Annotated in this window: 26 protein-coding genes; 7 read left to right on the plus strand and 19 right to left on the minus strand. The window is 46.6% G+C overall.

Annotated elements, in window-relative coordinates:
- Positions 1-15 precede the first annotated feature (15 nt).
- Positions 16-933, plus strand: coding sequence for a carbohydrate ABC transporter permease (locus QUB26_RS07295; protein WP_333237450.1), 918 nt, complete (start codon positions 16-18; stop codon positions 931-933).
- A 125-nt stretch (positions 934-1058) separates the two neighbouring features.
- Here QUB26_RS07295 and QUB26_RS07300 read toward each other — a convergent pair whose 3' ends face one another.
- From QUB26_RS07300 to glyA, 8 genes are all read right to left on the minus strand, one after another.
- On the minus strand, positions 1059-1259 hold the full coding sequence (locus tag QUB26_RS07300) for a hypothetical protein (RefSeq protein WP_333237454.1): 201 nt from the start codon (positions 1257-1259) through the stop codon (positions 1059-1061).
- Positions 1260-1305: 46 nt separating this feature from the next.
- Complete coding sequence (locus tag QUB26_RS07305) at positions 1306-3858, minus strand: HDIG domain-containing metalloprotein (protein ID WP_333237456.1); 2553 nt, start codon at positions 3856-3858, stop codon at positions 1306-1308.
- Between the two features lie 229 nt (positions 3859-4087).
- Positions 4088-5236 carry an ADP-ribosylglycohydrolase family protein gene (locus tag QUB26_RS07310; protein WP_333237459.1) on the minus strand — a complete coding sequence of 383 codons (1149 nt, stop codon included), beginning with the start codon at positions 5234-5236 and terminating at the stop codon, positions 4088-4090.
- 179 nt (positions 5237-5415) lie between these two features.
- Entirely contained in the window at positions 5416-5856 is a 441-nt protein-coding gene (gene aroQ / locus QUB26_RS07315) for a type II 3-dehydroquinate dehydratase (protein WP_333237461.1), read from the minus strand.
- Between the two features lie 112 nt (positions 5857-5968).
- A complete protein-coding gene (locus QUB26_RS07320; RefSeq protein WP_333237463.1) occupies positions 5969-6106 on the minus strand; it encodes a hypothetical protein in 138 nt (45 codons plus the stop codon).
- 299 nt (positions 6107-6405) lie between these two features.
- A complete protein-coding gene (locus QUB26_RS07325) occupies positions 6406-7662 on the minus strand; it encodes a competence/damage-inducible protein A (protein ID WP_333237465.1) in 1257 nt (418 codons plus the stop codon).
- 200 nt (positions 7663-7862) lie between these two features.
- Complete coding sequence (locus tag QUB26_RS07330; RefSeq protein ID WP_333237467.1) at positions 7863-8918, minus strand: MraY family glycosyltransferase; 1056 nt, start codon at positions 8916-8918, stop codon at positions 7863-7865.
- A gap of 588 nt (positions 8919-9506) precedes the next feature.
- Positions 9507-10790 carry a serine hydroxymethyltransferase gene (glyA, locus tag QUB26_RS07335; RefSeq protein ID WP_333237470.1) on the minus strand — a complete coding sequence of 428 codons (1284 nt, stop codon included), beginning with the start codon at positions 10788-10790 and terminating at the stop codon, positions 9507-9509.
- 168 nt (positions 10791-10958) lie between these two features.
- On the opposite strand from glyA, the gene QUB26_RS07340 reads away from it, so the two are divergent.
- Both QUB26_RS07340 and QUB26_RS07345 read left to right on the plus strand, forming a co-directional pair.
- Positions 10959-11156, plus strand: coding sequence for a hypothetical protein (locus QUB26_RS07340; RefSeq protein ID WP_190739976.1), 198 nt, complete (start codon positions 10959-10961; stop codon positions 11154-11156).
- Positions 11157-11298: 142 nt separating this feature from the next.
- Positions 11299-11772, plus strand: coding sequence for a Tic20 family protein (locus tag QUB26_RS07345; RefSeq protein ID WP_333109200.1), 474 nt, complete (start codon positions 11299-11301; stop codon positions 11770-11772).
- Positions 11773-11881: 109 nt separating this feature from the next.
- Here QUB26_RS07345 and QUB26_RS07350 read toward each other — a convergent pair whose 3' ends face one another.
- The 3 genes from QUB26_RS07350 to QUB26_RS07360 all read right to left on the minus strand — a co-directional run bounded on the left by QUB26_RS07350 (position 11882) and on the right by QUB26_RS07360 (position 14945).
- The gene (locus QUB26_RS07350; RefSeq protein ID WP_333237472.1) at positions 11882-12658 is read right to left on the minus strand and encodes a fumarylacetoacetate hydrolase family protein; all 777 of its coding nucleotides are present in this window, start codon (positions 12656-12658) and stop codon (positions 11882-11884) included.
- Positions 12659-12753: 95 nt separating this feature from the next.
- Entirely contained in the window at positions 12754-13335 is a 582-nt protein-coding gene (locus QUB26_RS07355; protein WP_333317312.1) for a 5-formyltetrahydrofolate cyclo-ligase, read from the minus strand.
- Between the two features lie 215 nt (positions 13336-13550).
- On the minus strand, positions 13551-14945 hold the full coding sequence (locus QUB26_RS07360; protein WP_333317303.1) for an NB-ARC domain-containing protein: 1395 nt from the start codon (positions 14943-14945) through the stop codon (positions 13551-13553).
- Between the two features lie 226 nt (positions 14946-15171).
- Between QUB26_RS07360 and QUB26_RS07365 the strand changes: the two genes are divergently transcribed.
- The 3 genes from QUB26_RS07365 to QUB26_RS07375 all read left to right on the plus strand — a co-directional run bounded on the left by QUB26_RS07365 (position 15172) and on the right by QUB26_RS07375 (position 16475).
- The gene (locus QUB26_RS07365; protein ID WP_333054671.1) at positions 15172-15306 is read left to right on the plus strand and encodes a hypothetical protein; all 135 of its coding nucleotides are present in this window, start codon (positions 15172-15174) and stop codon (positions 15304-15306) included.
- Between the two features lie 105 nt (positions 15307-15411).
- The gene (locus QUB26_RS07370; protein WP_333237480.1) at positions 15412-16023 is read left to right on the plus strand and encodes a hypothetical protein; all 612 of its coding nucleotides are present in this window, start codon (positions 15412-15414) and stop codon (positions 16021-16023) included.
- Positions 16024-16157: 134 nt separating this feature from the next.
- On the plus strand, positions 16158-16475 hold the full coding sequence (locus QUB26_RS07375) for a hypothetical protein (protein WP_333054669.1): 318 nt from the start codon (positions 16158-16160) through the stop codon (positions 16473-16475).
- Positions 16476-16537: 62 nt separating this feature from the next.
- Here QUB26_RS07375 and QUB26_RS07380 read toward each other — a convergent pair whose 3' ends face one another.
- The 8 genes from QUB26_RS07380 to QUB26_RS07415 form a co-directional block, all read right to left on the minus strand.
- Positions 16538-16795: a hypothetical protein gene (locus tag QUB26_RS07380; RefSeq protein ID WP_333317304.1), complete on the minus strand. Its 258-nt coding sequence runs from the start codon at positions 16793-16795 to the stop codon at positions 16538-16540.
- The gene (locus QUB26_RS07385; protein WP_333317306.1) at positions 16755-17117 is read right to left on the minus strand and encodes a DUF6972 family protein; all 363 of its coding nucleotides are present in this window, start codon (positions 17115-17117) and stop codon (positions 16755-16757) included. Before QUB26_RS07385 ends, QUB26_RS07380 begins: the two co-directional genes overlap by 41 nt.
- 92 nt (positions 17118-17209) lie before the next feature.
- Positions 17210-17821, minus strand: a complete 612-nt coding sequence (locus QUB26_RS07390; protein WP_333317314.1) for a Uma2 family endonuclease — start codon at positions 17819-17821, stop codon at positions 17210-17212.
- A gap of 402 nt (positions 17822-18223) precedes the next feature.
- Positions 18224-19168, minus strand: a complete 945-nt coding sequence (locus QUB26_RS07395) for a GDP-L-fucose synthase (RefSeq protein WP_333317308.1) — start codon at positions 19166-19168, stop codon at positions 18224-18226.
- A gap of 403 nt (positions 19169-19571) precedes the next feature.
- A complete protein-coding gene (gmd, locus tag QUB26_RS07400; protein ID WP_333054667.1) occupies positions 19572-20603 on the minus strand; it encodes a GDP-mannose 4,6-dehydratase in 1032 nt (343 codons plus the stop codon).
- Between the two features lie 445 nt (positions 20604-21048).
- Complete coding sequence (locus QUB26_RS07405; protein WP_333054666.1) at positions 21049-21780, minus strand: sugar transferase; 732 nt, start codon at positions 21778-21780, stop codon at positions 21049-21051.
- A 243-nt stretch (positions 21781-22023) separates the two neighbouring features.
- Positions 22024-23190 (minus strand): glycosyltransferase, encoded by a 1167-nt coding sequence (locus QUB26_RS07410; protein WP_333317310.1) that lies wholly within the window; start codon positions 23188-23190, stop codon positions 22024-22026.
- The gene (locus QUB26_RS07415; protein ID WP_333237490.1) at positions 23187-23399 is read right to left on the minus strand and encodes a hypothetical protein; all 213 of its coding nucleotides are present in this window, start codon (positions 23397-23399) and stop codon (positions 23187-23189) included. Before QUB26_RS07415 ends, QUB26_RS07410 begins: the two co-directional genes overlap by 4 nt.
- A 122-nt stretch (positions 23400-23521) precedes the next feature.
- Between QUB26_RS07415 and QUB26_RS07420 the strand changes: the two genes are divergently transcribed.
- Positions 23522-25711, plus strand: a complete 2190-nt coding sequence (locus tag QUB26_RS07420) for an iron uptake porin (RefSeq protein WP_333237492.1) — start codon at positions 23522-23524, stop codon at positions 25709-25711.
- Positions 25712-25784 lie beyond the last annotated feature (73 nt).

Below are 25784 nucleotides of genomic sequence, written 5' to 3' on the forward strand. Positions count from 1 at the left end.
GGCAATAATCCCCTTATGGACAACAAGGCTTCTCACGAAGCAAGGACTTATTATCATATCCCAACAATGAACAATCTCAAAACTAAAAAACCAAATTCCCCAAACAACACTCCCTCGCCGTGGAGCACCCTGTGGACGTACAGCATCATGAGCGCGATCGCACTTTTAATGCTGTTTCCCTTGCTGTGGCTGCTCAGCACCTCCCTCAAATCCCCCAACGAAAACATCTTTCAATTCCCCCCGCAACTGTGGCCACAACAGCCAACCCTCGAAAACTTCATCAAAGTTTGGCAAACCAACCCCTTCGGCCGCTACCTTTTCAACAGCACCCTAATTGCCGGTCTCACAGTTAGCATCAACGTCCTCTTTTGTGCCCTCGCCGCTTACCCCTTAGCCCGACTCAACTTTCGCGGTCGCGAAGCCATCTTAATCACGATCGTTTCCACAATCATGATTCCCTTCCAAATAGTCATGATTCCCCTATACATATTGACTGTACAACTCGGACTAAAAAATAGTTATTTAGGCGTAATCTTTCCCGGACTAGCCTCAGCCTTCGGCATATTTTTATTACGACAAGCATTCCTAGCAGTTCCCAAAGAACTAGAAGAAGCCGCCCGCATCGACGGCTGCAGCGAATTAGGCATTTGGTGGCACGTCATGATTCCGGCAATTAAGCCGGCTTTAGTTACTTTAGGAATTTTCGTATTTATCGGTTCTTGGAGCGACTTTCTGTGGCCGCTGCTAGTTTTAGACAGGCCGGAATATTACACTTTACCTTTAGGTGTAGCCAATTTAGCCGGGACATTTTCCTTAGATTGGCGTTTAGTGGCGGCGGGTTCTATTATTTCTATTGTTCCAGTTTTAGGACTATTTTTGCTTTTGCAAAAATACATTGTGCCAACAGAAACTGCGGCAGGAGTCAAAGGATAGAATCAGCACAAAAAATCGGCGTTTATCCGCGTTCCTCTGCGGTTAAAAATTAAAATCTTTTGAACTCAAAACTCACAAAATTTATTTGTGATGTAGGAACAGCCAGCAATCTGCTGGATTGTTTACTACGCTGGGGTTGTAGATACTATCATCGCTTTTGCAAATGCGATCGATGCCGAAGACTGGCAAAAATTGCGATCGCACCTAGCCGGCGAAAGAGATATCGACTCTTCGGAATTTTGAGGAATCAAACAAACTATGGTAATTGTCAGCGACAATCCTGAAGTGCATGGCGGTTTGCGGGGCAAATCGCAATAAAATCTCATTCACAACTGAAATGCGAACTGATTTTTCCTAACTAAAAAATTCCCCCTACCTGGGAGTAAAAACTGCACTAGGGTAAGCAATCCGCTTGTGATTGAACTGTTCCCAAACTCGCACAAAAATCTCCGCAATTAGAGACATATCCTCCCGCGTTAAATCCGAATCAATCAACTGATTATCCTGCCAGCGAGCCCTCAAAATCTTATTAACCATATTCAAAGCCTCTTCATGAGTAGCATCCTTGAGCGATCGCAAAGCAGCCTCGCAAGAATCCGCCAGCATCAAAATCCCGGTTTCCCGCGACTGCGGAATCGGCCCATCATAGCGAAAATCCTCCTCCCTCACTTGGCGACTTGCGATTGTTAACTTTGAATTATCCGCATCTGGCAACACCATCTTTAAATCTTCTATTTCTTTTGCAGCAATTTGCTGCGCTTGGTGGTAGAAGTAAGCAATTAACATTTTACCTTGGTGTTCGGGAATAAACGCCTGAATTGCCTTCGGCAATCGATGCTTCCGCGCCATCACCAAACCCTCAGTAACGTGCTTTTTAATAATCTCCGCGCTCGCCCAAGGGTCATTAATTTCATCGTGCTTGTTGGCCCCGCCCATTTGATTTTCACAAAATCCCAGCGGGTCGTGCATTTTTCCAATATCGTGGTATAATGTCCCAGCTCTGACCAGCTCAACATTGCAGCCAAGTTCCCGGGCCGCAGCCTCTGCCAAACTCGCCACAAACAGCGTGTGCTGAAAAGTCCCCGGAGCCTCGGCAGCCAACCTCTTCAACAGCGGGCGGTTGGGATTGGCAAGTTCCGCCAGCCGGATCGGCGTAATCAAGTCAAAAACGTGTTCCAAATAAGGGCTGATGCCGATCGCCACAACGCTCCAAGCCAAACCGGCCAAACTTTGCGCGCCCACCGTACCGAGTACGACGTACCAAATCGCACCGGCAGCCGCGCTGGCAATCAAAGTCCCCACCAGATAAACGCTGCCCTGAGCCAAGCCGACAGCTACGCCCAAAAGAGCCAATTCCTCGCGCGATCGCAGCCGCCCGGCCATAAAAGCGCCCAGCAATCCGCCCGCCCCGCTAGCCACCAAATGAATCAAGTCCACATTTAAGCCAATGGGCAGCAGCGCCGACAGCAGCCCCACCACAGTGACTCCCACCGCCGAACCGTAGAAGCCGCCCGCTAAAATCCCGATCGCGGGCAAACTCGTCCAAGGCAGCCCCAAACTCACCAGCACCGGCGCGCTCAAAGTCAGCAGCAGCAATAGCAAATGATCTCTGCGGCGCAAGCGGTAGTGCCTTTCCACCAGTAGTACGATCGCAATTGCCCCCGCGACTAAACAAACAAAACCCGTCAGCCCCAGCCAATTCACCCCCCGCCGGCTCAAACCAAAATAGTCCAGCAACACGAAATCTTGCTGCGATATCTCTTGTCCTTGTGCAACAATTATCTCGCCCTGATCTACTGCGATCATCACCGGTTTCACCTTTTGGGCCGCTAATTCAGCTAGCTGTTTGGTTTCCTCCCGATCTCTCACCAGATTTGGCTGCAAAATCGCTGTTAAACCCTCAACCGCCAAACCTTGGGACTCTAACGGCACTTCATCAGCCACTTGCAGGTTCACGGCTTCTTGTAAAATCTCTTTGGGCAACCCCTGCGGGATACCTTGAGCCACCATTCTTTTTGCCGCCCGACTCATACCGGTTTGGGTTTTCTGCCAAGCTGCTTCGGACAAATCAAACAGCGAAGTATCGTAAATCTGGGGCAGCCCCAAAACCGACGGTTCTCCCAGCGCCTCCACAGCATTGAGATAGCGCTGGCGAGCAGAGGAAATACTGTCTGTCAGGCTTTGAAAGTCTGCTGCCCGGACTGATCGGCTGTAAGCTTGCAGTTGAGCGATAGCATCTTGCTGAGACTTGTTATCTGTTGCCCCAGCAATTGCCGGGGAATCCAAACTCAATCGCTCGGAAGTTGCACTTTTGTCACCCGCTTGCGCCAAAATCCAGCGCCACTCCCACTCGGGACAGCCCCGCAAGTAAACCTGAACCGCAAGTGAGAGCGCCGAGGTACTCGCAAACGGAAACGGGCCTACCGCCTCCCGTAGCTCGCTTCCCTGCTGCAAAAATTGTTGCAATTCTTTATAAATTTGTCGATCGACCGCCGAATCCAGCATTAATATAGCTACAGCCCCTATCCGCGCTGCTTTCCGCTGTTCTTCAGTAGTTTTGTAATCCGGGACGCTAGCAGTGGCAGGAGCCTTAATCGTCTGAGGAGCTTTCGTCCCCACATCCAGTTTCGGCTGGTTGTAGAAGCGGTGGCCCAGAGTGCTGCTTAGGGAAACTACCGCTACCAGCGCCAACATAGGGGAACGAGCTTGATTTTTGAGGCTTGATTTGGAGGTTTTACTTGTAAATTTAGTAGTAAAAGTCTCGGGAAGAAGCCATTTCTGGCGCGACAAACGGCTCAGGAGAGGCCCGCCAGCGCGTGAGGTATCTGCTTTGCTGCCATTTTGCACTTTAGCAATGTGTTGGCGCAGTGAGCGCGCAGCCCCTAGCTGCTCAATCTGTCGCATCAATGAGGAGAGCGTATTCATTTGTGTCGAAGATATATCACTGTTATCCAGCAGCTTTGTCAGAATTTCTGACTATGCATCTTGATTGATTTTATCCGAACTACCCATATTCTCGTTGAAACCCGGTTTTTTGGGGCAGGCGCGTCCGATTTAATTTTTCACTTTTTAATCTTTAATTGGCGCTCTCCTTCCACTTTCGCTTTTGACTTGTTAATTGCTGGTTTCCCCTTACTGTTAAAAGCTTTAACCTTTATATTTTACGAGGTCTAATGACATAAGGTGCAGCCACCGATCGGGCTAGCACTGCAGAATCAAGTCCGGCATCGGGCCTGTAAACGCCTGCCCAAACTGCAAACAGGTTATTTGCTAACTCTACAATTTTTACATCGCTGCCAGTTCCCCAGAGCAAAGGTTCTCGGCCCTCGGCTAGCTGCTGCGAATTAACTTGAGCCGAAGATACCTGTCGCCATTCTACAGGAATCGCAGCAACGCCGTTATAAGCTCCAGACAAAGCTCCCGTCAAAGCGCAGGTTATTTGTCCGGCTATACCACAGCGGGCAGCGCGCACCACTGACAAGCGCAAGTCTTCTGGGGTGTTCAAAAAGCAGTAGAAAGCTAAGGCAATGGGAATGAAATTTCCTGGATTGACAATTGACTCGGTTGGTAATTTTTTTTCACCTTCGCCCTGTCTTTCTCGCAAAGCTGTGGCGCTTTTGCACAGATGAGTGGCGGCTGTTTCTAAATCGGCTCCCTTTTCTAATAGTGTTTGTACTTGCAGCAGCAGCTCTGTTAAGGCATTCTCTGTTTTCAGGTAGGCAAGTGTTTGCTCGATCGCTGTCGCGGGGTCAAGTCTTTCTTTGAGAGATCGGGCGATCGTATATGCTACTGCTAAAATTGCTGTTTCCCATTCTGGCTGGTTTTCGTTGTGCCAAACCTCTATCGCCAGCATGATTTTTTCTCGCAGTTTGGCTTTATTTTCGTGAAAAAACATCGCCGATGGCAGCGCAGCAACGGCAGCTTCACCAGGGTTAAGCAGGGTTTGAAACTCACTGTTGCGGGGATGGTAGATTTCCGACTTGGCAAATGCTTCCCAAGTATCGCGCCAATCTTTTAAATCTAAACCCCTACACCGAATTAAACTTTGAGCACACGCTACCGCAAGTGTCCCGGATGCGGATGAGTCTTTGCCACTTGGGATTTTACTGTTGACAGAATTCAACGCCAATGTTGCGCCACTTACGGTCAATTGTTGGTGTTTCGTCAGTTGTAAAATCGGCTGCAAGTCTTCTGTTTGGGGGGGAATACCGACGAGTTGCCTCTGGTATTGCAGGCCTAGAGAGTCTCCTAAAACTGCCCCCAGGATGGTTCCTTGAAACTTGCTCAACAGGGAATGCCGCATTTGAATTTAACTCAAGTTGTTAGTAATTGGTAATTTATAATTTATGATTTTTTATGGTATCCTGTTTTACCCAAGTCTTGTGGTTAATTTGAATTCAAGCCAAAATTCAACCCAAACATATAAGGGCTGGTTTTCCATCTAAAACCTGCCCTCATCCGATCGCTACCATCGGTAAATTTTTAATTTTTAATCAGGTAACTAACTAGAGCTTGCAGCCCCAGCCGATAACTTTCTGGGCCAAAACCGCTGATTTGTCCGATCGCCACCGCTGCGATAAAGGAGTGGTGCCGAAAATCTTCCCGCCGATAAATATTGCTCAGATGAACTTCTACCGCCGGGATATTCACCGCTGCGATCGCGTCTCTAATTGCCACACTCGTATGAGTATAAGCTCCAGCATTAATCAATAAGCCTTGGTGCTGCCCTAACATCGAGTGAATTGCATCCACCAATACCCCTTCATGATTCGACTGCTGAATTGAGACTTGCACCTGGAGGGCTTGCGCTTCTCGTTCTAGCAACTTGTTGATATCATTTAAAGTCGCAGAACCATAAACTCCAGGTTCTCGCTGACCCAATAGATTCAGATTAGGGCCGTGAAGTACCAGGATATTTAACAATTTTAAAATTTCCCGCGCAACAAAAATTATGAGAGTTTTGACATGGGATTTAGAACCAGTCTGCCACCTCAAACGTCAAACCTTAAACCTCAAACTTCTAATTCAGTCCCGACTACCTGCGATTCCTCGGTTGGTTTACAGGAATACGAATCGGTTCTAGTTCAGGTTCATGTTCGGGACTCAGCAGTCCTTCTATCAGCTTGCGAACCCATTCTTTAATTTGTTCCAGCACCTTTTCAATGTCTTCCATTGAACGGATAGCTCCTTTTTTTATAGTCTAGATTGCTAAACCGACGGCTAAATATCTGAAAATAAGCAAGCACGACTTTGAAACCAAAGGTCAAACTTGCTTTCTCGCTTGCTGGTTATTTTGAGCAATGGAGAGAGTCAGTATATTGGCCAATCAGTCCTCTCTTATTATCATAACTAATCTTTACAGATAATCAAGAGGCAAAAGGAAAATTGCCGAATTATATCGGAGTAGAGAGTGTTAAATAAAGCTTAAGCTTACGGTTTACTGTTGACAATTGACCAATCGTAGGATTTTTTCTACGCTTTTGCCAACAATAATGTACGCCGGAGCCGATCGAGCGCCGTACAGCTACTCAAATTCCGAATCCACTCGCGGCCTCTGGCATCGCCAAAACGGTATTCAAAGCTTTCTGCGGATCCGTGGGGGCCAGCTAAACCAACATAAACCAGTCCGACAGGTTTAGCATCTGTGCCACCTCCGGGCCCGGCAATGCCTGTAATACTCAATCCCCAATTTGTATTGAGACTGGCACGCACTCCCGCAGCCATTTGTTTTGCCACTTGGTGGCTGACTGCCCCAAATTCGGCTAAATCTTGCGGCTTAACACCTAATAATCCTTCCTTAACCCGATTGTCGTAAGAAATAATCCCGCCTAAAAAGTAGCTCGAACTGCCGGGAACACCCGTCAGCATCGCCCCCAATCCTCCTCCCGTGCAGGATTCAGCCACGCTAAGAGTTTGCCCCGCATCCAGCAACAATTGGCCCACAGTCGAAGCGAGGGTATCGCTATCAGCACCGTAACAGTCTAAGCCGGCAATTTGCCGCAATTGTTGTTCGATCGGCTCAATCAAGTTTTTCGCAGCCACTTTCTCGTTTGCGCGGGCCGAAATCCGCAGTTTGACTTCGCCGTGATTGGCGTAGGGAGCCACAGTAGGATTAGTTAAATTCAAAAAACTATCTACTTTTTCCGCCAATGCTGACTCAGCAATCCCCCAAAATTTTAATGTGCGGCTGTAAATAGTGGCGCTGCACCAGCCGTTATTTTGCAGGTAAGGAACGGCGGTTTCTTGCCACATCAAGTGCATTTCCGCCGGTACGCCGGGAAAAGTCATTACTGTCACGTCAGAAACCGGTTGCCAAATAATGCCCGGTGCAGAACCGCTGCGGTTCGGCAGAATATCCGCAGTTTCTGGAATTAAAGCTTGCTTGCGATTGCTGGGACTCATGGTGCGTCCCCGCTGGGCATATTTGTATTCGATATCGGCGATAATTTCCGGCTTTTCTATTAAGGGAACCCCAAAAAAATCGGCGATGGTTTCCACTGTCAGGTCGTCTGGTGTGGGGCCCAGACCGCCGGTGAAGAGCAAAAGCTGCGATCGACTGACGGCGATTTCTAACACTTGTTTGATACGTTCTGGATTGTCCCCCACCACTGTTTGATAGTAGTGAGGGATTCCCAGACTCGCTAATTCTTTGGCTAAAAACTGGGCATTGCTATTAAGAATATCGCCTAACAGCAATTCAGTGCCAACACAAATAATTTCAGCAACCATTATTCGATTTTAGATTTTAGATTTTGGATTTTGGATTGGGGAATTGGGCAAACAGGGCATTGGCAAAACAGGGAATTCGGCATTGGGCATTGGGCATTGGCCCGCGCAGGGCATTGGCCCGCGCAGGGCATTGGGAATTAGGCATTTGGCATTTGGCATTAGAAATTATTTTTCTTCCTTCTTCCTTCTTCCTTCTTCCTTCACCTAGCGTGTCTCCAAACTTTCCAGCTAGCATATCCCAGCAAACTTGTTGCACCCATAGCGTAAATTACGCCGCTCGGAAGCGAAAAAGCTAGGGCTAAACTTCCCACCCACAGTGTCAGTGAGTAAATAAATAAAACCGCAAATCGATGGGATAGTCCGGCTTGTAGAAGTCTGTGGTGGAGATGGCGCTTGTCAGCAATAAACGGTGACTTGCCGTTGCGAAGTCGATCGAGAATCACCGCCGACATATCTAAAATCGGTACAGCTAAAATTAAATAGGGCAGCAACACAGAAGTAACAGCCGTAGTTTTAACTAACCCAATTACTCCCACTCCAGCGAGAGTAAACCCGATAAAATAAGCCCCGCCATCTCCCATAAAGATTTGAGCCGGATTGAAGTTGTAGCGCAGAAACCCCAATGTCCCGCCAGCCAAAGCCGCTGCAATGAGGGCCGCCGCTGGTTGCTGCATCGCCAAACTGACAATCAGCATCACAACGGCTGCAATCCCTGAAACTCCGGCTGCTAAACCGTCCAAACCGTCAATCCAGTTGATGGCATTCGCCATGCCGACGAGCCAAATCACGGTAATTGGCAAGCTCAGCCAGCCAATATTAGTCAGTCCCAAGGAGGGAACTGTCAGAAACTCAATCTGTACGCCTGCCATCCAAACGATGCTGGATACGCCAATTTGCATGAGCAAGCGTTTTAATGCCGAGAGCGAAAATAGGTCGTCTGCTAAACCGATGAGGAAGAATCCGATGCCGCCGAGGGTGACTCCCCAAATTTCGTATTCGTCTTTGGGATTGAGAACTTGTCCGTTAGCATCGATGAAGCCTCCTGAGATCCAGACAAATAAGAGGGCAGTGATAGTGCCGAGAAAGATGGACACTCCTCCCAAGCGCACCATAGGGCGCTTGTGGACTTTTCGCTCGCCTGGCCGATCGACTCGCCCGCTTTTGAGACCAATTTTTTTGACTATTGGTGTACTCCAGAGGACGATGATCGCAGAAACCAGAAAAGCGAGTATGTGGTACAGATACTGGTACGGCATCTGAAATCAATTTTAAATAGTGCGGGGCAATTAGTCTGTCAGGCAGAGTCTACTACATTTCAGATGGCTTATAACAAGGAAACATCTTGAAGAGCGACTGGGGGTTTGGGAGTCGGAGATTTGCCGCAATGGCAGTTGCCCTGGGGCGAATTGTCAGGTTGTTCATTCATAACTCTCGAATTAACGATTTGAAATATCGACTTTTTCGCGAGCCAAAAAGTCGATATTTGGCGAGCGGGCCCAGTTGAGCGGTATCTTTCGCAACCTACAAATACCGTTATTCAAACCAGCCCCGCCCGACAAATATCTTTACTAAAAACCGCCTTGGCGATCGATATTTTTGGTGAAAACCGCTTGTCAATATCGCTACCGGCAACTCTCAATCTTTTCCTGCTCTTTATATCCGCCCCAAAGCGGTTACAAGCCCCCGATACAATCGATGGTCGATCCCAAAATTTAAGATGCTAGTTCAATCCCCCAGATTCAATGCGAGAAGAAATCTAAAATCTAAAATCTAAAATCTAAAATCGACTAACCCTTTTACCCGTACACTTCCAACTACCAATTTCCCATTGCCGATCAGGAAAATTAAGCTAATGCCGGCACTTTCAAGTACAAGTGGGGATATAACGGGAAGCGATCGCACAGTGCTGCTACTCGACGCAGGCAGTCTGCTGCGACGCTTTCATCATCTGGATTTAGCAGGCGATCGGCAATAATATTGCCAATCTCAGTAAATTCTGCTGTTCCCATTCCCCTGGTGGTCATCGCCGGCGAACCGAGTCTCAAACCGCTGGTGACAAAGGGCGATGCCGGATCGAAAGGCACGGTATTTTTATTAGCAGTAATATTCACACCGCTGACTAATTGGTCCGCTAGCTTGCCTGTCATATTTACCGATCGCAAATCAACTAGCATTAAGTGATTGTCCGTGCCACCGGAAACGAGTTTTAAACCCCGCTGCTGCAACTGTGTCGCTAAAGCGCGTGCATTTTCAATTACTTGACCGGAATAAGTTTTAAATTCAGGCTTTAATGCTTCGCCGAAAGCTACTGCTTTGCCCGCAATGACGTGTTCTAAGGGCCCACCTTGAGTGCCGGGGAAAACTGCTTTGTCAAACTTTTTACCTAATTCCGGGTCATTAGTCATAATCAAGCCACCACGGGGGCCGCGCAGGGTTTTGTGAGTGGTGGTGGTGACTGCGTGACAGTGGGGGAGGGGGTTGGGGTGATGCCCTGTGGCGACTAACCCGGCGATGTGGGCGATGTCTGCGAGCAGGTAGGCTCCGATTTCGTCGGCGATCGCTCTAAACTTCTCAAAGTCGATAATTCGCGAATATGCTGAATACCCACAAATTAGCAATTTCGGTCGGTTTTCTTTGGCCAGTGCCAAAATTTCGTCGTAGTCGAGCTGTTCTGTTTCTTGGCTGACGCCGTAGTGAAAAGCTTTGAACCATTTGCCGGATACGTTGACCGGCGAACCGTGGGTCAAGTGTCCGCCGTGGGACAAATCCATGCCCATTATTCCGTCTCCGGGTTCCAGCAAGCTCAAAAATACTGCAAAGTTGGCTTGAGCGCCGGAGTGGGGCTGGACGTTGGCGTGAGCGGCTCCAAATAGCTGTTTGGCGCGATCGATCGCGATTTGCTCGATGCCGTCAATAAATTCGCAGCCGCCGTAGTAACGTTTGGCTGGCAGTCCTTCGGCGTATTTATTGGTCAGCACTGAGCCTTGAGCTGCCATTACCGCTGCGGAGGTAAAGTTTTCGCTGGCGATGAGTTCTAGGTGGTCTCGCTGCCGCTGGAGCTCTTGCCCGATTAAATCGGCAATCAGCGGATCGGTTTTGGAAAGGAATTCTAAGTTAGTGTCCGTCACAATAATCAACCTCTTGACAGTTTTGGGATTGGGAATTGGGGATCTTATACCGTACTACGGATTTCGCACCATTGACATAAATATTACGTTGTGTTCAGGTTAAGCGGTTTGTCCCCAACTCCTGACATACAATGAAATTACTGGTGTGAAACCTGCCGGAGGTATCAAATGTTAGTCATTTTAATGGAAAATCAGATGCTTGCCCCTCAGTGTGTTTGCCAAAGTTGTTTGCTGGCAGATCGCACTGGCCAACCGCGCTGGAGCGGTGGAGAGCTTCGCTGTGGACATCCAGTTGCTAAACCTACGGAAAATTTGCCCGATCGGTACGAGTGTCAAATGGGCTTCACGATCGCTAATATTAAATAAAAAAGCCTGCCTCTGGTAGTTGGGGCTGCTCCCTGCTGAGTGAAAAGCAAGTTCCGGCAGAGTCGAAACACAAACCCTGCTGCTGCGTTATCCTGAGTTTAATGGAATTCATAGTTAACCGATCGACTCAGGAGAGTTCATTATGACTTGGCGCGGGTCTACAACTGTTACAGACCGGATTTTTGCTTCTTTGCCTTATTTGCTCCCGTTGGTTGACGGGCTTGCCTTTGGCAGGTTTCTGTTTACACAGTTTCCTGTCCTGCAACTGTTGTTGATACCGCTAGCTCCTTTGATGCAAATTTATAGTTTGCCCTTTGCTAGCTTGATTATCTTCTTTGCCCTGTATTTAGGAGTAGTTAGAAACGAAAACATCAGTCACTTCATTCGTTTTAATGCAATGCAGGCGATTCTTTTAGACATTGTTTTGATGCTGTGCGGTCTGGTTTTGCCGATTTTTTCTAACGGCCTCCAAGTCGCATTTATTGCGGAAACTCTGTATAACATGGTGTTTTTGGGCGCTTTTGCTGCATTTGTTTATGCAGTCGTGCAGTCGCTTTTGGGACGCTATGCAGAGATTCCTCCGCTTTCGGATGCTGTTTATATGCAGGTTCGTTAGTCAGGAAAGCAGTTGGTAGTTGGTAGTTGACTGTTGGGAGTTGGCAGTTGTTAGTTGGTTATTATTTGTTGGTTGTAATGCCCAATGCCCAATGCCCAATGCCCAATAACTAATAACCCATAACTACTGTATTTTCAAGACTGCCGATGCCTTCAATTTCGATGCGGACTCGATCGCCTATTTGTAGCGGCCCTACTCCTTGCGGCGTTCCTGTCAGTATCACATCACCGGGAATTAGGGTCATTATTTGACTGATGTAGGAGACGAGAAAGTCTGGCGAAAATACCATGCGATCGATCTGGGATGACTGTACCGGTCGCTCGCTCTCATTGACAAAAGTCTGCAATTGTGCAGCAGGACTCAGTTCGCGGACAATCCAAGGCCCCAAGGGACAAAAAGTATCGAACCCTTTGGCCCTCGCCCACTGGTTGTCCCGCTTTTGCAAATCTCTGGCTGTTACGTCGTTGGCGATGGTATAGCCCCAAATTTTGCTGTGTGCTTGTTCGGGAGTGCAGTTGGTACAATGTTCGCCAATCACCAGGGCCAATTCTCCCTCGTAGTCTACCCTTTCCGACTGCTGTGGATAACGAATCGCTGCACCTGCAGGGATGACTGCACTGGGGGGCTTGAAAAACAGCAGGGGTTCTTCCGGTACAGGGGTTCCCATCTCGGCGGCGTGATCGACATAATTTTTGCCTACGGCTACAATTTTTGAGGGAGAACACGGGGCGAGAATTTGGTAAGTATCGGGTGAAAGTTCCAAATCGGTTGGTTGTCCTTTTAACCAGGGCGGTGCATCAAATACTTGAACGCTGTGGCTTAGTTGCAGTAAACCGTAATGGATGTGTCCTTGTGTTGTTTTTACTCGAACGTACCGCTGGGCCATACTATTTTAGATTTTAGATTTTAGATTTTAGATTCTAGATTCTAGATTAAGAGGATATAGGCATAATTGCGGAAAATTAATTTGTTTATGCCCGTTTAAGATTTTTGCTGTGCAATTTTGCAACCGCTTTCTGTACAAATGCCGTGCAGCGGTTGATCCCAGGAGTCAACTGGTAGCTGGGCGAGCAAGGCAAATTCAAAGATAATGCCGATCGTAATTTTTGATTCCCACTCAGCTAAACTGAGCATTCGATCGTAATAGCCACCCCCGTAGCCCAAGCGATAGCCGCGAACATCGCAGCCTACAGCGGGTACGAGCATTAAATCTACTTCTGAGTAATCTATTTTAGGAGCATCCGCCCGTGGTTCTAGTATCCCATAAGCTCCAGTATGTAAAGCATCTCCGGGCTGCCAGATGTGCCAGGATAGCTCTTTGCCGACACAGCGGGGAAATCCCCATTTGCGAGGAGTTACAAATAGGGGACTTAAATCTGTTTCTTGGCGACAACTGAAGTAGGCGAGGATTGTTTTTGCTTCGGTGAATAGGGGCGAGTTTTGGAGATGATTGCAGATGCTCGTGCTCTTTTGTCTCCATTCTGGTGCTGATAGGGATTTGCGGGTGTTGAGGAGCGATTTTCTTAATTCGGTTTTAGTTAATGAAGGTTGAGCAGTATTCATATTTGCGATCGAGTCTCTCGTTTGACTTCCAGTCCGACAGGGGTTGAAAACCCCTGTCTCACAGCGAAAGTCCTCTAAAAGAGGACTACAATTCATTGCATTTTCATCACACTCTGTAGTCGGTTTTAACCGACTTTAGCTTTGAGGCAGGGGTTTCAACCCCTGCCGGACTGCCGGACTGCCGGACTGTCGGACTGTCGGACTGTCGGACTGTATCAACAAACTGGATTTGAGAGCACATATTGTCTCACCACAGGACAAACGCTGAATAGCGTTTCATTCTCCTGTTCTTCTATTTCAACTAGCGATCGCCTCCCCAAAGATTGCAGCCCGTCACATAAGTCGGAGGGCGATAAATCGGCATCTTTTAACAATTGCTCTATTGAAACTGAATTTGCTTCGTGGCTGAGGCGGCAGATTAGCTTTTTCTCTAATTCTGACAAACGATTTATCTGCGGGTGCAATGTTGCTGCCAATTCTTCGCCTAAGAATAGCATATCATATTTCAAAAATTCTGCAACCCTACCTCGGAATATTTCTTGAATGGTGGTGGCGACTATTTTCAACCACAATGGATTGCCTCGGTAGGTGTTAATTAGGTTTTCCCATGTTTCGGGATTTAGTAAACTTTTTTGTCGGAAAATTTCGGCTGCTGCTGCACCTATGCCTGTGAGTTGTAAGCTGCGAACTGGTGATTTTTCACCTTTTAAGGCGGTAATTTCTCTGGGTGGTTCCCAACTGTTGAGAATTAAGCAACTGTTGTGGGTTGTTTCTCCGATTTGTCTGAAGAGGATGCTGTAATTTTCGCATTCGGGGCGGTAATTTCCTGATAATTGTCCGCTGCTGAGAATGGTTTGCACGTCGTCGAGGATAATGAGACAGCGGTTTTTTCGCAGAAATTCCATTAATAGGGAAAGTCGATCGGGAATGCTGGTAGGGAGTTCGATTTCGGGTTTATTTAAGAGAAATTCTAGAAGATTTTTTAGGGTACTTTCTAACGGTGGGGAGTGGCGGAGACTTCGCCAGATGACGCATTCAAAGTTATGCTGAATTTTTTGGATGAGGTGGAGGGAAAGTGCGGTTTTGCCAATGCCACTGAGTCCTGATATGGCTGCGAGGTTGCACTTTTCTTGGACGATCGCTTTTTCGAGGGTGGCGAGTTCGGATGTGCGATCGGACAATGATGAAATATGAGGTGCATCTGCTAAGTCTAGTCGGGTTTGGGGTTGGGAGGTGTCTGAGGTGGGGGTTGAGGGCGATCGCTTTTGTGGATATTCTGAAAATTGACTATCCTTACAGACATTGACATTACCAATAAAAAAATCGTTTCCCGAATTTGATGAAATGATGAATAATTGTCGTCTCTCAAGTGTCGATCGTAAATTCGAGGGAGTAACTTCTTCACCTAATACATTTGATAAACGCTTCCATAATTTTGAAGCTACATTCCTGACGTGACCTTCGCTACAATGCGATACTTCTGCGATTTGAGAGTATTTTTGACCTTCCCATACACCACCCAGGATAGCTTCTTGCAGATCCTCCAAATGTTCTCCCGTCTTAGCGAAAACCAGGTCATCGGCAAATCTCAAGACTTCTTTAACGTCCATCGGTGACTTAAGTTTAGGGGTTTGGCTTATTATACCTGCTATTTTATGACATTTTATGACATGGATGGCAACATTTGATTTTTTTTGACAGTGATCGTCAGGTAAAACAACTTACATTTTCTGACGTTGTATGACTGGACATCACTATAAATATAATGATATTATCCAAAGATAAGCGATATTTTTCCGCTAATGAACTATAGCACAACATTGGAGTATTAAGCTCATGGCTGACCAACCAAAAAGAGAACCTAAGCTAAAATGTCCCCTGTCGCAAGAACAAAAGGAGACAGTCAAAGAGGTTGCTGATGTCATTGATAAGCATAGAAAAATTGTGAGAAAGATTACTGGTAAAAGTTAATATATTAACTGGCTTTCCATAATATAGCTGTAAGAGTCAAAAATATATTTTATTGCTTTTTTGCAACAAAATATAACAAAAAAATATTTCCCTCACTAATTAATCATGAACGAAAAAGAAAATCCAAATGAAGTGGCTAGTGAAGTCGCAAGCAAAGTTAAATCCACTCTTAATGACGCTATCCAAGGATTAAAAATTTTTCTAATTAATCCTGTTGGCGGTCTTCCAGTTTTTTTTGAAGGGTTAGGCAAGGAACGTGCTTTAGGAGTTGGAATTGCTTTTGGAATAGCATATGTAGTTTGCTTTGTATTCGCGTGCCAAAAATTTTTAACACAATTTTCGAGCAATAGCTCATTATTTAATTTGATACTTGCCAGCGCTGCTAATTTTTTGAGTATAGCAGGGGCTAGTTTTTTGACGCGCAAACTATTTCGGGGATATGGTAGCTTTCAAGGGGATATATTCATTGCTGGTGTCGCTTTAGTTCCTGCGTCATTATTGCTATTAATCAGTAGTCTTTTAGGAATAACGAATGTGGAAATTATTTTTATAGTTATGGTTGTGGCTATAACCTACACAATTTTAATGATTTACACTGGCTGCCACAAGATTTCTGGAATTCCAGAAAATGCTGCTGCTTTTGCAGTTTCAGTCATGTTACTTTTGAGTGGCTGGTTATTTAAAATCTTGATTTTATCTAACATATTGAAAAGCTGAATAATGTAGGAACCAAGATGAGAAATGATTTGAGCTGGTTTGAAATAATCAGACTATTTTTTGAACTGCTTTTTCAGCTAGTTGACTAACAGTATTGATTTATCGTAAGTATTTGACCCTAAAAGGAAAGAAAGATGGATGCACTGGTAGCAGCAATCACACAAATTTTAGATTATATTCACACTCAAGGCCCAGACGCGATCGCGCAGCTAACGGCACTACTCGAAGCTCTCCAGGTGGGAGCTGTTTATGTTGCCGCTCTGTTTGGCTTGGTTGCTAACGTACCGGCGGTGATTGAAATTCTTAGCCAGTTGATAGCTTTAATCAGTTCAGGTGCCGGTGTTCCTGAAATAGCGGCGGCGATCGGATCGTTGGCGGGCCCACTCGGAGTGTCTATTGAGTATGTCATCCATATCTTACAAATTATCGGCGCTTTTTTGCTGGCATTTTAAATATATCAAAAGCGATCGCCCTTCCTGAACCGAGGTGCGATCGCCCTCATAATATCACAGTCTCAAACTATTTCCGAGGATAAAAGCCTACCATCAACTCGCTCATATTCATCTTCCACTAGCCACGAGTGAGCCTCATCGTAACTTGAACTTAAAAACAGCGGTTTATAATTCGCCGATGGCTCGTAAATACAACACTTACCATTTTTGCCACCCACTAACATCAGAATTCGAGGCGGGAAAACAATCGGATCTACCCACAACTCGATAAATTCCCAATCATTGATTTGTTCGACGAGGTTTGGTGCGGGGGATAACATGGTAATTATTAGTTCCTTTGATGATTTTAATTTCTGCGTAATACAGCGGAATGCGACTGCCGTCGGCTCTGATTTGATAACCTATAGGATAATCAAAGTATAACCCGTAGCGATCGTAGTCATCGGTTTCATCCTCAATCCCTGTAAGCTCTCCTCTATCTATAATAGCTTGTATCACTAAATCCATTGTGGCTCTGTCATTAAACACATGAGCTTTTCCTTCTTTTCTCAGCAGTCTTTGTACCTGTGGCGTTTCGGGAAGATGCTTGTCAAATAAACTGGTTCTTGGGTCTGGTGTTAGTTCGCGGTTAATGCCACTCATTAACTAATCATATAAGATACTTGCAATTCAGTTTACCATCACCTTACATCAAGCTCGCCCTTCCTTAACTGAGGTGCGATCGCACTTTCCATTTATCCCCTAGATCGCACTTCGTCAATATCTGCTTCTGAATCTTCCTTCGTAAAAATTACATCCTCATAAATAGCATCAATACCTGTGCGAAAATCTACGCTAGCCAAGTGAATCTCGCTTCCTTGAGTATAGGAATACAAAACCCACAACCCTTCAGCATTGCGACGAAAACACTCTACCCGCTCACGTTTTTGACTAATTAACACATACTCTTGAAGGGTTTCTAATTCTTGATAGTCAGCAAACTTATCACCCCGATCGAATCCTTCCGTACCATTAGACAACACCTCGACAATTAAACAAGGATATCTCTTAAAAGATTGAGATGATTTGTCCCGTTCGTCGCACGTTACCATCACGTCGGGATAGTAGTAAATATTCTTAGATTCAATCCTAGCTTTCATGTCCGACATATAGACACGACAGCCACTACCCCGAACATGATTTCTCAACAAGGTAACTAAGTTGACACTAACAGTTACATGAGCGTCATTTGCACCTGCCATTGCATAGACTTCGCCCTGAATATACTCATGTTTGATCGGACTGAGTTCTTCTAACTTCAGATACTCTTCGGGCGAGATATAATTGTGGGTGCGATCGGCAATCATTGGCTTTCCCAAATTTCAGTTTTCGATGATTTCAGTCGAGGTATTTGTATTATAGCAGTTTTCACTCGGATGAAATACAGGACACAGCATTAGGGACACGGCACTGCTGCCGACTATTGTCAGTGAATTATCACCCAAATTTGTATAATTTCTTAGTGCCAGAAGGCGGACTGGTTTGTGTAGGATAGGTGGCAATCGCCGACTCTTATAAATGAGGTTTCTCACCCGCATTTAGTATTATATCATGTACGATCGAGCGATTAAAAGGGCGGGTTTTTGAGATTGTCAATTATTGGCAGATATTTTTCGTGAACCCGCCCCTACCGTATTAGGGGTAATCGACCGGAAATAATATTATTCCTAAAAAAACCCGGTTTCTTCAAGAAACCGGGTTTTTCCCACTCAAACTGCGTGTTTTCGATACCAATCGATCGTACTTTTCAACCCTTCCTTAAACTTCACCTCAGCAACAAAACCAAACTTTTCCTTAGCCCTTTGCGTATCCAAACAGCGGCGCGGCTGACCGTTCGGTTTGTCTGTTTCCCAAACAATTTCTCCCTCAAATCCCATCAATTCGCAAATGGTTTCCACTAAATCGCGAATTTTAACTTCGCTATTCGTTCCCAAATTAACCGGGTCAGATTCACTGTAAGATTGAGTTGCCATCACAATTCCCCGCGCGGCATCTGTGGAATACAAAAACTCGCGGCTAGGGCTGCCGTCTCCCCAAACAGGCAGTGTTTTGTCTCCCCTTTCTTGGGCTTCGTAGACTTTGCGAATTAAGGCGGGGATGACGTGGGAACTTTTCGGGTCAAAGTTATCTTCCGGGCCGTACAGATTTACTGGTAGCAAGTAGATACCGTTGAATCCGTACTGCTGGCGGTAGGATTGCAGTTGCACTAATAAGGCTTTTTTGGCAATTCCGTAAGGTGCGTTAGTGACCTCTGGATAGCCGTTCCACAGGTCATCTTCTTTGAAAGGAACTGGGGTCAAGTTGGGATAAGCGCAAATCGTGCCGACGCAGACAAATTTTTCGACTCCTGCTTCGTAGGCGGCGTGGATTAGTTGCGCGCCCATCATCAAATTGTCGTAAAATAATTCAGCGGGTTTGACTAGGTTTAAACCGATGCCGCCGACGTGGGCGGCGAGGTGAATGATGATATCTTGTTGGTCGGCGGCGCGCTTGCAGTTTTCCATGACGCGGAGGTCGCAGTCGCGCGATCGACTTACAGAAATTTTATCAGCATCGGCCCCTGCTTTCACTAGCTGGTCGATTACCTGACGGCCCAAGAAACCGGCGCCGCCCGTGACTAGAATGCGTTTGTTGCTTAAATCCAAGCTGGTCATAATTTTAGCCTCGGGATTTTGAATAAAGGTCGATCGACAATTTCAATTCTAAAATTGTTGCTTTAGCAAAAAAAGCTTTCAGCTACAGGATGAGGTTGCCCACAAATTTGTTTTAGCTGCACCCGATAGGGACAATTTGCGCCGTGCACACCCGAAAGTTAGATATACGGGTCGCGACTCCTCAACTATCATTTTAATGTTTTTTTTAGCCCGCACAGCCGAAAATTTGGCGAGCAATTAAGCTGGTTCTTTGAATGCCGATCGCACTAATAGCTGTAACCATCCTCTGATCAGTTGTGAAGTGTGTGCAGGGGCAATCCTCCGGTGCGCGCCTTTCGCCAAAGGGGTAGACACGGGGCCCTACCCCTACAAATTGTTCGCACTGACGGCTTGATGTAGCAGCTTAATCAAATCCGTTGCCCGAACCTCGACCTTGCTCCTCTAAAGCTTTCATGTCAGCATCTACCATTAAATGTACTAACTCCTGAAAAGTTACAGAAGGTTCCCAATTTAATTGCTGGCGCGCCTTAGTCGAATCGCCAATCAAAAGTTCGACTTCTGCAGGCCGCAAGTAGCGTTCGTCAAACTCCACATATTTTTGCCAATCTAAATTGACGTAAGTAAAAGCCAAATCGAGAAATTCCTTAATGGAATGGGTCTCGTTGGTAGCAATGACATAATCGTCAGGCTTGTCTTGTTGCAGCATCAGCCACATCGCCCGCACGTAGTCTTTAGCATAGCCCCAATCCCGCTTAGAATCGAGATTGCCCAAGTAAATCTTTTTCTGCTTGCCGGCGACTATTCTGGCAACGGCGCGAGTAATTTTGCGAGTTACAAAAGTTTCGCCACGGCGGGGAGATTCGTGATTGAACAAGATGCCGTTGCAGGCAAAAAGTCCGTAAGATTCGCGATAATTTATTGTTTGCCAGTGCCCGTAAACTTTGGCGCAGGCGTAAGGACTTCTGGGATAAAAAGGAGTTGTTTCCTTCTGCGGAACTTCTTGTACCAAACCAAACATTTCCGAAGAACCTGCTTGATAGAACCGCACTTCTATGCCGGTGCGGTGCTGATAGTCCCGAATTGCTTCTAGCAGCCGCAATACTCCCATCCCTACTGTGTCAACCGTATATTCCGGCGAGTCAAAACTGACTCGAACGTGAGATTGAGCGCCTAAGTTATAAATTTCTACCGGCTGAACTTCTTCTAATATTCGGCGGAGAGTGGTGCCGTCCGTCAAGTCGCCGTAGTGTAAAAACAGGCGCGCACCTTCGCTGTGAGGATCGACATAGATGTGGTCAATTCGATCGGTATTGAAACTAGAACTGCGCCGGATAATGCCGTGAACTTCATATCCTTTCTCTAACAGTAATTCGCTCAAGTAGGAGCCGTCTTGACCTGTAATACCTGTTATTAGCGCTCGCTTACGTTGCGTCATCTGATTTTCCTTTGACAGGCTGTGTTAATTTACAATAAATTTTTTGGCAGAGGCTGTTGCTCCCTGCCGGCCGTATTCTCAAACTGCTTTATAAAACTTACTCAAACTTAACTTTAGTTACCTAAAGCCCGTTGAAGTTTACTTCCTACGCTGTTGGGTAGTGGGCTATCCCAAGATAAGTAGGCTATCCCCCTTAAGCCAAAGGTTATAGAGTTAAGTTTAACACCTAAACCTAAAGTAGTCTATCTAGAATAACTGATATTTCTAGATGAATAAGAGGTAGGTTTATTTAAGTATTTGCCCCTTTAGTTAAGCTGACAATTCTGCGATCGGCATCCCGGAACTGTTTAGTTTTGACAAAGAGTTTGTCGCTGATTGTCAGTAGTCAGCATCAGTGGTCAGTAACAAATAAAACTAACTACCGATTGCTGACTGCGGACAAAAATTAGTATGCGCCGTTATTTTTGGGAAAAATCACAACTCCAATTGTTTTGAAAACAATCCACATATCCATCCAAAGGTTTTTGTCATTTGCGTAATAGAGGTCGATTTGGACTCGGCGGGGATAGGGAATGTCGTTGCGACCGGAAACTTGCCACAATCCTGTAATTCCAGGTCTTATGGTGAGAATTTTGTTGATGTGATTGCCGTATCTCGGCAGTTCTTCTTCAACTAAAGGTCTGGGCCCAACGACGCTCATATCTCCTTTTAAAACATTCCAAAACTGGGGAAACTCGTCTAAACTGGTCATTCGTAAAAATCTTCCAATCCAGGTAATTCGAGGGTCTTGTTTCAGCTTGAAATTGTCCTCAAACTCTTGACGCAAATGCGGAGAATTTTCCATGATTTCTAGCAATATATCGTCCGCATTTTCCACCATCGTTCTGAATTTCAGGCAATAAAACCTTTTACGGTTTTTGCCTACTCGTTCCTGTACGTAAAAAATAGGACCGGGCGAGCTTAAGGCGATTAAGAAAGCCAAAAGCAGGTAAACCGGAGCAAACAGGATCAGAACCGATAAGGAAAACAGGATGTCAAATAACCGCTTGAAAAGTTCTCCGTCGAGGCTCTGTAGAGAACGACTTATGCGTCTATCTCCTTGCAGGACAGACCCAAAACCGCGTCTTGCGATCGCTCGAATTACCTTGCCGGAGATTAGTTGGCTGTCGGCAGTCATCTTACTCCTTCACTTCACACCACACACAGTCCTGATCATAAAGCCTCAAGACGCTTTGTTCTCTCAATTATGTTGCCAATACTCAATTTTCTGCCTTCAGAAGGCTTCAAAAGGCAGAACGAAGAAGGAAGATGGCTTCTCAACGCACCAGGAAGAAGGCACAAGGCACTGATGCAGAGGTCTTCTGAAGGCACTTATACAAAGGCAGAAGGAAGATTCTCCCGTTATCGGGCTCTGGCACTCTCAAGCCCCAGACTCGGTAAAATCACGGGATTGAAATTCCTGATAGCAGCCTTCCACAAAAGCTAGATAGCGCTGCCCAAAGACATCGGGGGCAAAATGTTCAGCGCGCAACCTGCTGATTTCTGGCTCAAATTTGCCTTGCAACTGCTCAAATTCCTCGACAGCTTCGACTAATGCTGCTGGGGTTTGGGAGGAAAAAAATAAACCAGTCCCAGTCTCTGGGTGTTGGCGAATGTCGAGCACTGTCTCCAAAGCGCCCCCTGCTGCATAGGAAATTACCGGTGTTCCGCAAGCTTGAGCCTCTACCAAAGCTATGCCAAAATCTTCGCAAGCTGCATAGACAAAGGCTTTCGCCTCTGCCATGTACTTTTCAACGATGGAGGCGGGCTGCCAGCCGAGCACTTGCACGTTGGGTTTGGCGATTTGCCGAATCATTTCTAATTCTGGCCCGGTGCCGATGACAATGAGAGTATGCCCTAGTTGATTGAATGCTTGGACGATCGCACTTACGTTTTTGTAACTTACCAACCGACAAACCGTGACGTAAAAGTCTTGTTTTTGCCGCATCAAGGAAAATCGCTCGATATTTACCGGCGGATAAATCACCTGGGCCCGCCGCCGATAGCAGCGCCAAATTCGGCGCGCCGTGTGTTGAGAGTTAGCGATGAAATAATCAACGCGATTGGCGGAAATTACGTCCCACTGCCGCAGTCGATGCAACAAATATCGCGTCAGCAGACCCTGGATGCCCCGTCCGGCTTTGCTGCTACGCAAATAGTCAAAAGTTAAGTCCCAAGCGTAGCGCATGGGCGTGTGGCAGTAGCAGACGTGCATTTGCTGGGGACTGCTGAGGATGCCTTTGGCGACGGCATGGGATGAGGAGAGGATGATGTCGTATTCTCGCAGATCTAGTTGTTCGATCGCGATCGGCAGAAACGGCAGATATTTTTGGACACCGCTGCGGGCATTGGGAAACTGCTGCAAAAAAGTTGTGCCAATCTGTCGCCCGAAAAGATAGCTTTCGGGATTGGCTGATTCAAAGTCGATGAGGGCATAGATATCTGCCTCGTCTACGTGTTTGAGGATTTCCTGTACTACGAGTTCTGAACCGCCAGTAGCTAAGGGCGTCAACCATTCGTGAACTAGGGCGTATTTGAGTTGTTTCACTTGTATTTGTAGCCGATCGAACGATGTGTTAGCGCCATTTCTGTCAATATTAATCTTACTGAGGGCTCACTTACGCAATATCGGGCCATCAACCAGGTTTCTAGGTAGGTATCTTCAAACTGAGATGTTGCGCCATTCTCAATTACTTGTTTAGGAACAGGCTTTTCGGCCTGTTCCACAAGAAAATTCCCTCTTTGTGGAACAGGCATCTTGCCTGTTCTTGAGAATGGTGCTCTTCGGTGAGTCAAACCAAGGATTTTGGGAATAAACGGGGTTTTTGTCAAATCAGCCACAGCAAAACTGCACTTTTCGGCAGTGATTTCCCCGATTGTTGACAAGAAATACTATTAGGCAGAATATTGAAGGTGATTTGCTGGCGCCTAAATCTTCGGAACGGGCGATCGGCTCAATGTGGTGTGAGGAAAAAATGTCCAAATTTTTGTGGAAGGGACTTTTAATTAGTCCCGCTGTATTGGCAGCAAGTTTAGTCGTATCTTCGACGGCGCTAGCAGCAGAGAAACCTGTAGAAATTGCCACCACAGATCAAGCTGATCAATTGCCATTAGCAGGTGCTGTAACCGAGGCGTCAAAGTCTGAGACGGCAAAGCCTGAGACAGCCGAACCAGCGTCGCTAGCTAGCAACTTGACTGTTGAGACTATTGAGAAAGAAAGTGCGAACATCTACGAGGGCTTTCCTTCGGATCGCTTGGCTAACGCTAACGAGCCGATTGCCCCAGTTGCCGAACAAGCAAAAGCACCGGAAGTTGCAGCTGCAGATTTAGGCGAAACCAAACCCGCAGTAGCGCCCGCAACTTTAAGTCCCGAACAACCTGTCGCGGAGCAAATTCCCGCAGTAGCGCCCGCAAACTTAAGCGAAACGCAACCCGCCGTTGCACCGGCTAATTTAAGCGCCCCAGAGCAGATTTCCCAATCGCCAAATCCAAGTGCCCAACCTCCAGCACAGTCAAATGTTTTAGAACAAATCAACCAATACAGCGCCGAAGACAGTAGCAGCGAAGATGCGGCTGGCCAAGTAACCTCAGTTTCTCAACTTTCCGACGTTCGACCCACCGATTGGGCGTTCCAAGCTTTGCAGTCTCTAGTAGAGCGCTACGGGTGCATAGCTGGCTATCCTGACGGCACTTTTCGCGGCAACCGGGCGATGACTCGCTACGAGTTTGCAGCAGGTTTAAATGCGTGTTTGGATAAAGTTAGCGAGCTGATTCAAGGCGGTTCCAGAAATCTGGCGACGCGAGAAGATTTGGCTTCTGTGCAAAGGTTGCAAGAAGAATTTGCGGCGGAATTGGCAACTTTGCGCGGCCGCGTCGATGCTTTGGAAGCGCGCGCCTCTGAATTAGAAGCAAATCAGTTTTCAACTACGACTAAACTCAACGGCGAAGTGATATTTGGTTTGGCCGGTATCGCCAGGGGAGATGATGCCGAGGGTCGCGAAGCTGATCAAACCACGGCTTTTGGTAGCAGGGTTCGTATCAATTTCGACACGAGTTTCTCAGGAGAAGATTTGCTGAGAACTCGATTGCAAGTTTTAAATTTGGGTGCGTTTTCTACGGAAAATACGAAAACTGCTGAAGGGGAATTGCGGTTTAATGTCGGGCCTTTTGGCGAGGCTAACAATATAGTAGCTTTAGATGCGCTGCTTTACCAATTCCCTCTAGGCAAAAGCACGACTGTAATTCTCGAAGCTAATGCCGGCGCTGCTGATGATTTTGTTAACACTGTCAACCCTTACTTTGACGGAGACGGCAGCTACGGCGCTCTTTCTAACTTCGGTACTCGCAACCCGATTTACTATTTGCTTGGTGGTACTGGCCTCGCTCTGCGGCATCAGTTTGGGGAAAAATTAGAGCTTAGTTTGGGGTATTTGGCCGGCGACCCCGCGAACCCGACGCGGGGTAACGGTTTGTTCAACGGTTCTTACGGCGGTTTGGCTCAGTTGACTTTCAAACCGAGCGACAGCATGGCTTTAGGTTTAACTTACGTTAATTCCTACAACTTAATTACCAATACCGGCAGCAATGCTTCTAATTTTCCGCAGCGTCTCGGTTCCTTCGGGTTCGACAGCGATAGCAATGTGCCAGTTTCTAGCAATTCCTACGGCGCGCAAGCTTCGTGGCAGTTGAACCGGAGATTTGCAATTGGCGGTTGGGCTGGTTACACTAATCAGCGCATTTTATCCAACTTGGGTACTCCTACGGGTTCTGTGCAGCGGGGCGATCAAAAAATTTGGAACTGGGCGGTTACTTTGGCTTTTCCCGATTTGTTGAAAGAAGGAAATGTGGCGGGGATTATCGTAGGCATGGAGCCGCGGGTGACGAGTTCTACTAATCGGACTTTGCCGGAAGATAAGGATACTTCGCTGCACGTTGAAGGTTTCTATCAGTTTAAGTTGAGCGACAATATTTCTATCACTCCTGGTTTGATTTGGCTGACTGCTCCTGACCACAATAAGAATAATTCTGATTTGGTGATTGGGGTTGTTAGAACGACGTTTACTTTCTAAGGAATGAGAATTAAATAACTTCCACTCTTGAAAGTGGGATGGGCGTCCCGCCCGTCCTTTTTGGACGGGCGGG

This window comes from Microcoleus sp. B4-C1, assembly GCF_036705285.1.
Taxonomy (GTDB): domain Bacteria; phylum Cyanobacteriota; class Cyanobacteriia; order Cyanobacteriales; family Microcoleaceae; genus Microcoleus.